At 68.8% G+C, this 8,008-nt stretch carries 6 protein-coding genes; 3 read left to right on the top strand and 3 right to left on the bottom strand.

Going from position 1 to position 8,008, the window contains the following annotated elements; genetic code table 11:
- Positions 1-129: 129 nt before the first annotated feature.
- Both JHD82_RS28220 and JHD82_RS28215 read right to left on the bottom strand, forming a co-directional pair.
- Positions 130-4,218: a TOMM system kinase/cyclase fusion protein gene (locus tag JHD82_RS28220; RefSeq protein ID WP_199140162.1), complete on the bottom strand. Its 4,089-nt coding sequence runs from the start codon at positions 4,216-4,218 to the stop codon at positions 130-132.
- Positions 4,219-4,383: 165 nt separating this feature from the next.
- Positions 4,384-4,731 carry a low molecular weight protein tyrosine phosphatase family protein gene (locus JHD82_RS28215; protein ID WP_012206167.1) on the bottom strand — a complete coding sequence of 116 codons (348 nt, stop codon included), beginning with the start codon at positions 4,729-4,731 and terminating at the stop codon, positions 4,384-4,386.
- A 143-nt stretch (positions 4,732-4,874) separates the two neighbouring features.
- Between JHD82_RS28215 and JHD82_RS28210 the strand changes: the two genes are divergently transcribed.
- Both JHD82_RS28210 and JHD82_RS28205 read left to right on the top strand, forming a co-directional pair.
- Positions 4,875-5,279, top strand: coding sequence for a GFA family protein (locus JHD82_RS28210; protein WP_199140160.1), 405 nt, complete (start codon positions 4,875-4,877; stop codon positions 5,277-5,279).
- Between the two features lie 11 nt (positions 5,280-5,290).
- On the top strand, positions 5,291-6,433 hold the full coding sequence (locus tag JHD82_RS28205; RefSeq protein ID WP_199140158.1) for a DSD1 family PLP-dependent enzyme: 1,143 nt from the start codon (positions 5,291-5,293) through the stop codon (positions 6,431-6,433).
- Positions 6,434-6,508: 75 nt separating this feature from the next.
- Here JHD82_RS28205 and JHD82_RS28200 read toward each other — a convergent pair whose 3' ends face one another.
- Positions 6,509-7,516: a tripartite tricarboxylate transporter substrate binding protein gene (locus JHD82_RS28200; protein WP_013801912.1), complete on the bottom strand. Its 1,008-nt coding sequence runs from the start codon at positions 7,514-7,516 to the stop codon at positions 6,509-6,511.
- A gap of 203 nt (positions 7,517-7,719) precedes the next feature.
- Here JHD82_RS28200 and JHD82_RS28195 point away from each other — a divergent pair.
- A partial coding sequence (locus JHD82_RS28195; RefSeq protein WP_199140155.1) for a LysR family transcriptional regulator occupies positions 7,720-8,008 on the top strand: 289 nt, incomplete at its 3' end.

The following is an 8,008-nucleotide window of genomic DNA, read 5'->3' as shown; positions in this document are numbered from 1 at the left end:
GCCCCAGCAGGTCACGGCGGTAGGCGTCATCCTGCCAGGAGCGGGCGATGGCCCGCAGATAGGCAAGGCGGAATGCGAGCAACGGTTCAGTATTCTGCAGCTGGGTGGTCATGTGACTTCATCCTCGGTTCAAGAAAAATGCGCCTGGCCGGGCAGGGGCCCTGACAGGAGCACGGACAGTTCAGGCCGCAATGCGGCCAGCTCACTCAGGCGCGCGGCCACGTCCGGCCTGGCGGGTGCCAGGGCCTGCGACAGGGCCAGCGCCTCGGTTTCGGTGCGGTACTTGCCAGCGGTGCGCGCAGTCCCTGCCGCCTGGGCCAGGCTGTCCTGCACGGCCGTGTGGTCGGCGCCCATGGCCAGCAGGAAGCGGGCCTTCTTCAGGTGAAGCTCGCTGCTGTGCAGCCGTTCGTCCAGCACGTCGGCCAGGCGCAGGCATTCGTCGATCTTGTCCAGGGCTTCGGTCCAGCGCCCGCTGGCCGCCAGCATTTCGGCGACGAAGGAGCGGTAGTAGGTCTGGCAGTAGCGGCAGCCCATGTCCCAGAGCAGCTGCGCCGTGCCGCTGGCGCGTTCAATGCCCTCGGCGCTGGCGCTGCCTGCGCTGTCACCCAGCGCCCAGCAGCGGATGATGTCCGCATAGCCCGAGAACGCGGGCAGGCCGTAGCGGGCCGTGATGTCCAGCAGCTCGCCCGTGGTGGCCAAGGCGCTTTCCTTGTCGCCACGCGCCTGGTGGACCAGGGCCTGGTAGAGCAGGGCCATGCTCAGGGAGGGGATGTGCGAGACCTCGTGCGCCAGGCGCACGGCGTCGTTCGCATCGGCCAGCGCGGCCTGGTCGAAGCCGGCGAACCAGCGCACCAGGGCACGCCCGCAGGTGGCCCAGACGCGCGTGTCGAAGCCGAACTCGGCCGCATGGTGGGCATGGGCCACGGGGTCGTAGCGGGTGATGGCGTCGGTCAGCGCTTCTTCGGCCTGCTCGAATCGGCCGTCGGAGTAGTGGGCCAGGCCCAGGTAGGTCTGCGCGGCCACCAGCACGCCCGTGTCCTGCTGGCGCACGGCCTGCTCCAGCAGGCGGTGGCTGAGCTGGCGCACTTCCTCGCGGTTGCTGGCCACGTGGTGGTAGGTGATCAGCATCCACAGGTGCTGCACCTGCTTGTAGTCGGCCACCGCGTTGGCGCCGGGGCCGGCCAGCAGCTCCTGCGACAGCGCGATGCTTTCGACCACCTGGGCATGGGCCCAGCCGTGCTTGTTCATCAGCGCCTGGGTCACGTAGCTGTTGACGTCCAGCCGCGCCTCGCGCTGGGCCACGCCCTGGAGCTGGTGCAGCCAGTCGTCGATGTGGCGCGCGTAGGCAATGGTTTCATCGTTGAGCGAGCGCAGCTGCGTGATGCGCAACTGCCGCACCGCAAGCGCCACGGCCTGGGCATGGTCGCCCGCGTCTGCCCAGTGCTGGGCCACGCCCGCGGGTTCTGCGGCAACGCGCTGGGGCTGGTGCTGCATCAGGGCCAGGGCCACGTCGCGGTGCAGCAGCCGGCGCTGCGATGCCAGCATGCATTCGTAGGCCGTGTCCCGGATCAGCGCGTGGCGGAACATGAAGGCGCCGGCGCCCGCACGGTCATCGGCAATGACCAGGCCGGCCTGGCCCAGCTGCGCCAGTTCCTGCTCGACCTCGCCTTGCGGGCGTTCCACGCAGGCGCACAGCAGGCCGAAGTCGAAGTGCCGGCCCATGGTGGCGGCCAGTTGCAGCAGCGGCTTGAGCGGGCCGATGCGGTCAAAGCGGCTGACCAGCGAGTCGCGCAGGGTCAGCGGAATGGCGGCCGGCAGCCCGGCATGGCGAAAGTCCCAGACGCCGTCCTGCTCCACCAGGTGGGCATCCAGCAGCATGCGTGCCATTTCCTGGATGAACAGCGGCACGCCGTCGGTGCGCTCCACCACGTGGCGGATCACGGCGGGGCTGAGCCGGCGCGGCGCCAGCGTCTGGCGGGCCAGTTCTGTGGCCTGGGCGTCTTCCAGGCGCCGCACGTCCACGCACTCGGCCTGCAGGCCTTCGGGCGGCTGCCATTGCGGCCGCGCGGTGAGCACCAGCAGCACGCGCCGCCCGGGCAGGCGCGCTACCAGCTGCTCCAGCAGTTCGATGCTGGTGGGGTCGGCCCAGTGCACGTCCTCGACGACCAGCAGCAAGGGCTCGGCTTCGGACATGTGCAGCAGCCATTGCGCGGTGGACTGCAGCAGCAGCGCCCTTTGCATGACGGCCGAGATGCGGCTGGGCTCGCAGTCGCCCAGGGGCAACGAGAGCCAGGCGCACAGAATGGGCAGGGCGGCCTCGGCATCGCAGCCTGCGGCGCGCAGGGCTTCGCGCATCTGCTCGCGGTGGTCCTGCGGGGGATCGGCCGACTCCAGCCGCTGCCGTATCAGGCCCAGGAAAGGGGTCAGCGCGGTGTTGCGGTGCTCGGGCTGGCATTGCAGCACCACGGTGTTCGCGCCCTGTGTCCTGGCGTGGACGAGCAGCATGTCGGCCAGGCAGGATTTGCCGATGCCCGGCTCGCCGCGAATCCACAGCGCATTGCCCCCTGCTTCGCGGGCCCGCGCCCATGCGTCGTTCAGGCGCTGCAGTTCGGGTTCGCGGCCTATGCACTGCAAGGCCGCGTCGGACACAGGCCCTGGCAGTGGCTCGGCTGGCTGCTCCAGCTCCAGGCGATAGGTCTGCATGCCCGTGGGCTGGCCGGGCAGGCGCAGGCTGCCGGCTTTCTCGAAGCGCGCATGGCGGGCCAGCAGGCGATGGCTGCTTTCGCTGGCCAGCAGGGTGCCCGCATCGGCGATGGCCTCCAGCCGCATGGCCACGTTGACGGCATGGCCCGAGGGTGCTTCGCCGCCGACCACCACAGCCATGCCGGTGTGCAGGCCCATGCGGATTCCCAGGTGCAGTCCGTGGACCTGCTCGATGGCGGCCGCGCGGCTGCGGCTGAGCGTCAGCAGCTCCTGCGCCGTCATGCCGGCCTGGCGGGCATCGGTGTCGCTGGTGTGCGGGTAGCCGAAGAGCACCAGCATGCGGTCGCCCAGCGTGCCCGCCAGCATGCCTCCGCGCCGGGTGGCAACGTCGGAGAACAGCGTGAGTTCCTCGCGCTGCAGCAGTTCGATGTCTTCGATGTTCAGCCCCTGCGAGGGCTGGCCTGCGGTGCCCGTCGTGCCGTCCATGCCGTGGGTATCGCTGCCCGGCCAGAGGGAGACGCTGCAGCACAGCACGGTGAGCTGGCGCACCTCGGAGAACACCCGTGTGGTGGCCACGGTGCGTGTCAGGTCCGCCTGCTGCACCTGGGCGGCGGCGGGCAACTGGCCCACCAGATCGTCCAGCCGCACGCGCATGAGGTCCCTGAGCAGGGCCGCCGCCGAGTCGCTGCGCTCCGCGGGCCGCTTCTTGAGCGCCTTGCGCAGCAAGGTGGCGATGGGGTGGGTGGAGATGGCCGGCGGCAGCTGCACTTCCTGCGGGCTGAGCTGGCGGTGCACGATCTCGGCCACCGAGGCGCCCTGCACGGCGGGCGTGCCCGTCAGGCATTCGAGGAACATCAGTCCCCAGGCATACAGGTCGGTGCGGGCGCTGGGCGGCTCGCCGCGCAACTGCTCGGGGGCGCTGTAGGCCGGCGTGCCCAGACATTCGTCGCCCATGGTGAGCTGCGAGACCTGCGGGCCGGCAAACTGCGGAATGACGGTGCCGATGCCGAAGTCCAGCACCATGGCGTGCCGCACGGCGCCCGTGGAGGTGACCATCACGTTGTCGGGCTTGAGGTCGCGGTGCACGATGCCGGCCGCGTGCGCGCAGTCCAGCGCATCGAGCACCTCGGCCATGAGGCGGCCGGCCTCGGCGGCAGTCAGCACGCCCTGGCGGCGGATCAGGCTTTTGAGGGTCTCGCCGGGCACATATTCGAAGACGCCGTAGACGCAGTCGCCTTGCTCGCCCTTGTCCAGCAACTGGACGATGTGCGGATGGTGCAGGGACGCGCACAGCATGGTCTCGCGGTGGAAGCGCTCCACCTGGCGGCCGCCTTCCTGCAGCCTGACGACCTTGATGGCCACCGATGCACCCGTGCGCCGGTGGCGCGCGCGATAGACGGTGCCGTAGCCACCCGATCCCAAGGTTTCCAGCAGTTCGTAATCGGGTATTTCCAGGGGGGCTGGCGCCACCGGGGTCACCGCAGCTTGCGTGGGGTTGGTGATGGCATCGTGCATTTCAGCCTCGGTTGGGGGTCCTCCTGGAGGGTATCCAGTCGTCCATTTGTCATACGGCAGACCGTGCTTTTGATACCGTTCGTTACTATAGCGTACGTCCGAATGCAATTGACTGTTTTTGCCTACGTGCTTGCCTATGGTTGCCGTCGCCGTGGCGTCCGGCGCTCAGTCCAGTTGCAGCAGTGCGCTGACGGCGGTCTGCAGCGTGTCCACCAGTTCCGGGTCCATGTAGCGGTACTCATCAGGGATATCGAGCACATGCAGGCGCTTTTGCGCCAGCAGCCGGCCGAAATCGGCCTTGAGGCGGGACTGGTGCCTTTCCTCCATCACGAGAATCACGTCGGCCCAGGCCACATCGTCGGCCGACACGCGGTGGCGGGCGCCCGCACTGGTGCCGCCCGAGCGCACCTGCAAGGCAGGGTGCCTGCGCCAGACCTGCTCTGCCGTGGGACTGCGCCACTGATTGCGGCTGCAGACGAAGAGGACCTTGAGGCGGTTGTCATTGCGGGGCATGGCTGACAAGGGGGATGGGTGGTTGAGAGGACTGGCGCGCAGTGTAGGGCGCCGCGGTTTGCAGGTGCTGCGCCATCGCCTATGATGCGCGGCACCTGTGAATAATCACAGCTACTTGCAAACCACGGAAAGGTCCACGCACCATGAACGGTCACTGTCTTTGCGGCGCTGTCAGCTTTGTCTCTCCCCAGGCCCGGGAAATCGGTGCCTGCCACTGTGGATACTGCCGGCGCTGGGGCGGCGGCCCCATGCTGACCGTGCATTGCGGGCCCGATGTGAAGTTCGAGGGCGGCGAGTACATCGGCACCTATGCATCCTCCGAATGGGCCGAGCGCGCCTTCTGCAGGCAGTGCGGCACGCACCTGTACTACCGGCTGCACGCCACGGGCGAGTACTTCGTGCCGGCCGGCGCCTTCGAGTCGCAGGACTTCGAGCTGGCCACGCAGATCTACATCGACAGGAAGCCCGGCTACTACGACTTCGCCAACCAGACACCGACCATGACCGAGGCCGAGGTCATCGCCCAATACGCGCCCCCGCAGGAATGAGGCACAGCCCCATGCCCCTGCACGATGACTCCAGCGGCCTGGCAATGGAGCCTGCCGCACGGCCCGGCGATCCGCTCGACCGGGTCGATACACCCAGCCTGGCGCTGGACCTGACCGTCTTCGACGCCAACCTGCGCGCCATGCAGGACTGGGCCGACCGCCACGGCGTGGCGCTGCGCCCGCATGCCAAGGCGCACAAGTGCCCGCAGATCGCGCTGCGCCAGCTGGCGCTGGGCGCGCGCGGCATCTGCTGCCAGAAGGTGAGCGAGGCCGTGCCCTTTGTGGCGGCCGGCGTGCGCGACATCCTGATCAGCAACGAGGTGGTGGGACCCGCCAAGCACGCGCTGCTGGCCCGGCTGGCGCGCAGTGCGCGCATGGCCGTGTGCGTGGACAACGCGGCCAACCTGGTGCAGTTGTCCGAGGCCATGTCGCAGGCGGGCGTGGAGATCGACGTGCTGGTGGAGGTGGACGTGGGCCAGGGCCGCTGCGGCGTCACGGGCCCCGAGGCCGTGCTGGCCCTGGCGCGGCAGGCGCACGACCTGCCGGGCGTGAATTTCGCGGGCCTGCAGGCCTACCACGGCGCGGTGCAGCACCGGCGCAGCCGCGAAGAGCGTGCGCAGGTCTGCCGGGAGGCGGCGCGCCAGGCGGCGGCATGCGCGCAACTGCTGCGCGACAACGGCATGGCCTGCCACACCATCACGGGCGGCGGCACGGGCAGCGTGGAGTTCGACGCGGCCAGCGGCGTCTACACCGAGCTGCAGCCGGGCTCCTATGCCTTCATGGATGGTGACTACGGCGCCAACGAGTGGGACGGGGCGCTGGCCTTTCGCAGCAGCCTGTACCTGCTGTCCACGGTGATGAGCACGCCCGCGCCGGACCGCGTCATCCTGGACGTGGGCCTGAAGTCCACCTCGGCCGAATGCGGGCCGCCTGCCGTGTACGGCACGCCGGGCCTGCGCTGCGTGGCCATCAACGACGAGCACAGCGTGGTGCGCGTGGAGCCGGGCGCCCAGGCGCCCGCCCTGGGCAGCGTGCTGCAGCTGCTGCCCTCGCACGTGGACCCGACATTCAACCTGCACGACGAGCTGGTGGTGCTGCAGGACGGCGTGGTGCACGCGCTGTGGCCGATTGCGGCGCGCGGGCTGTCGCGCTGAAGACGGCATGAAAAAAGCCGCCGGCCTTGCGGCACGGCGGCTTTTTTGCGTCTGCGGCCTGCTGTGGCCTGTGGCTTACAGCTCGATCTTGGCGCGGCGGATCACGTCGCCAAAGCGCTTGTTCTCTTCGACGATGAAGGCCTTGAACTCCTCGGGCGTGGGGAAGTAGTTCTCGTAGCCGAAGGTCTGGAACTTGGGCTGGATGTCGGGCTCGCGCAGGACTTTCATGGTGTCCTGGCGGATCTTCTCGACCACGGCGGGCGGCGTGGACTTGGAGACGGCAAAGGCATTCCAGCCGGTGACCACGGCGTCGGCCGGGCCGCCCGATTCGGCCACGGTGGGCACGTCTTCATAGCCCTTGAGGCGGTGGGGTGCCAGCACGGCCAGAAAGCGCAGCTTGCCTGAACGCATCAGCGGGCCGGCCGTGCCCGAGGAGCCCAGCGCAAAGGCCAGCTCGCCCGTGGCCACGCTGGTGTACAGCTGGCTGGTTTCCTTGTAGATGACGTGTTCCATCTTGGTGCCCGTCAGAGACTCCAGCAGGGCCGAGCCCAGGTGCACCGGGTTGCCCACGGACCACGAGCCGTAGTTCAGCTTGCCGGGGCGCGCCTTGGCGTCGGCAATCAGGTCGGCCACGGTCTTGTAGGGGCTGTTGACCGGCACGCAGACGAAGAAGAAGGTGCGAAACAGCGGCAGGACGACCTCGAAGTCCTTGTCGATGTTGTAGGGCAGCTTCTTGAACAGGTGGGGATAGGCGGCCAGGTGGACGTTGTCCAGCTGGATGATGTCCGTGCCGTCGGTGGCGCCGCGCTTGAAGGCCTCGATGGCGATGAAGCCGTTGCCACCGGGGCGGTTTTCCACGATGACGGGCTGGTTCCACAGGCGCGCCAGCTTGTCGGCCACCAGGCGCGAGGTGCCGTCCGGCCCGCCGCCCACGGGGAACGGATTGATGATGCGCACCTGCTTGGTGGGCCAGTTGGCGGCGGCACCCGACTGGGCACGCGCGGGCGCCAGCGCGCCCAGGGCCAGGGCGCCAAGGGCGAGGCCCGCCTGGCGGCGATTGATGCTGAAGGCGCTGTCTTTCATGGTTTGTCTCCGAGTCGCTGTTGGGCTTGCTGGGTGGCTTGGCCCTATGCCGGGAATGCACGGGCCGCTCTTGTTTTTTCGCTCTCTTGCGGGAGCGGCTGGATCATCCAGTCGCCGCATTGTGTCAGTTCGCTGCAAAGCACCTAGCCATGGCCGCCGCTAGCAGCTATAGCAAAATGGCATAAGTGAGGAGACGATAGAACATGAATTTGCAGCAGATAGAGACCTTTGTGCATGTGGCCGAGACCGGCAGCTTCAGCAAGGCGGCCGTGCTGCTGGAGACGGCCCAGCCCGCACTGAGCCGCCAGGTGCGGGCGCTGGAGACCGAGCTGCGCGAAACCCTGCTGATCCGCACTGGCCGCGGCGTGACGCTGACCGACGCGGGCCGCCGCCTGCTGGAGCACGGCCACGCCATCATGCAGCGCGTGGCGCTGGCCAAGGAGGATCTGGGCAGCCAGCGCGACGAGCCCGTGGGCCGCATCGTGGTGGGCC

Origin of the sequence: Delftia sp. ASV31 (assembly GCF_016428765.1) — a bacterium.
GTDB lineage: Bacteria > Pseudomonadota > Gammaproteobacteria > Burkholderiales > Burkholderiaceae_C > Comamonas > Comamonas acidovorans.
The sequence above is the reverse complement of the archived record's forward strand: the minus strand, read 5'-3'. Positions and strand labels throughout refer to the sequence as shown.

Excerpts from the sequence above, each read along its gene's own strand:
- JHD82_RS28220 (WP_199140162.1), bottom strand. The coding sequence starts at position 4,218 with ATGCACGATGCCATCACCAACCCCACGCAAGCTGCGGTGACCCCGGTG.
- JHD82_RS28215 (WP_012206167.1), bottom strand. The coding sequence starts at position 4,731 with ATGCCCCGCAATGACAACCGCCTCAAGGTCCTCTTCGTCTGCAGCCGC.
- JHD82_RS28210 (WP_199140160.1), top strand. The coding sequence starts at position 4,875 with ATGAACGGTCACTGTCTTTGCGGCGCTGTCAGCTTTGTCTCTCCCCAG.
- JHD82_RS28205 (WP_199140158.1), top strand. The coding sequence starts at position 5,291 with ATGCCCCTGCACGATGACTCCAGCGGCCTGGCAATGGAGCCTGCCGCA.
- JHD82_RS28200 (WP_013801912.1), bottom strand. The coding sequence starts at position 7,516 with ATGAAAGACAGCGCCTTCAGCATCAATCGCCGCCAGGCGGGCCTCGCC.